A 1,733-nucleotide genomic window follows, 5' to 3' on the forward strand; every position below is an offset into this window, starting at 1 on the left:
ATGTTGATCCGTCCGATACTAATATCTGCGATCAGATCATCACCGACAATACATCCATACCAATTATCACTGGCAATTGCACCTAATGTATGAGCCCAGATATTTTTTATAGGAACAATGTTATATTTTCTGGACGAACTAAAATCTCTTTCATCAAATATTCCATCACCTAAAAGCATAACATGTGTAACTTGTGGCTCTGACCAATTATCATAAATCCAGGTAAGAAATTCCTTTATTGTTTCTGCAGAAGGAATACCATTATTAAATTCATCATAGATATCTTGCAGGTCAATAATTTCGACAACATAACCTTCCTGTTCCCATATTTCCTTAAACATCAAAGTCCCTTCGTTATTAACAAATTCCGAAGCAGTAATTATCAGATAGTCAGCATAATTTGATGGTTGTTTTAAATTTGAGGGGATATCAGGTCTTATCTGAACAGGTATTTTTTTTTGATTTCCGGTAACGGCATAATATTCTACATTACTGTGTAAGATACTATCCTGAAAAGTAACTGTATAAGGAGCACCGCCATATTCATAAAATGATTCGATTTGCAGATTTTCCATTATACTCGAACCAATTTTATAAATAAAGACATCATCAGTAGAAAAATTTTCCAGTTCAAATTGATAAAGACCAAAAGGTTGATTTTGAGGCCAGGTAAATTTCATAAAATCTTCATCTGTTTTATATTCTCTCCAATATTCAATTTCAAAATAGTCTAACAAAATCTGTTCATTCTCAACTTCGGGAATACCTGGCATACTTATATAAAGGTAATTGGTGCCATGTGCTAAGAGATCGTTAGTCAAAAGATTTTGATTTTGAAATAATTTCTCGGTTTGTCCTGACCATTGATGATTATTGATCAGAGAAGAATTTACTCTCACTGAAGCATGATGATTCATTTCAATTAGATCACTATCATACTTATTGTAAGTAGAGCCGAAAAGAGAAATTATTGCATCGAAATGTCTTGTATAAGATTGGTGAGGATATTAAGTTCAAAAGGGAATATTTCTAAATTTGGAGCGGTTATTTTTTCCCAGAAATAGAGGTCTTCTCGATAATAATCTTTAATCCCAAAATGGTTGAAATATAACCATTGAGCTCCAAGAGGATTTCGGGTGTTTTGCTCTTCAAAATGAACATTTTGTCTATATGAAAGAGGTACCGGAGGTTCTGGATCAGTAATTTCCAATCCTCCGTTTTCAACTGCCATTCTGCTGCCTGGATAATCATTAAGCTTTAATACATAGACATTTTCATAAGTATAATCGTCATAATAACATTCTTCACCATAATGACGATCACCATAAAACTCGAAATAATCACCAGGATCGAATGAACCATCTGATTCACCAACAAAATAGATAGGAACATTTCCGAATTTATTTGATAATTCCAGATTCCGAGGGTCGATATTATTCCATTCAAAATCCATCTCAAATTCGATTTCAGTTTCCAGAGTATATTCTTCCAAAGCATTGATCAGATAATCATATGAAATTTGATAAATTCCTTCTTCATCAACAATGATCTGAATTTCTTTAACTGTATCTCCCTGTCTGGAAGGATAGTTTTCAGATTGAACTCTTGGTTTTCTCCATTTTTTTGAATATTCATTATTCAGGAAAAAAGAATCTCCAACTTTGTCGATGAAGTTATTGCTGTGCTGCCAATTTCGGTTAGCTGTCTTATTTCCTTTGATCTGTATCCTGAAT

The 1,733-nt window shown here is 33.0% G+C and carries 1 protein-coding gene; it reads right to left on the reverse strand.

Annotated elements, in window-relative coordinates; all coding sequences use genetic code 11:
- On the reverse strand, nucleotides 1–917 hold a 917-nt coding region (locus ENL20_05915), incomplete at its 3' end, for a hypothetical protein (protein HHE38091.1).
- Nucleotides 918–1,733 lie beyond the last annotated feature (816 nt).

This window comes from Candidatus Cloacimonadota bacterium (genome assembly GCA_011372345.1).
Lineage (GTDB): Bacteria > Cloacimonadota > Cloacimonadia > Cloacimonadales > TCS61 > DRTC01.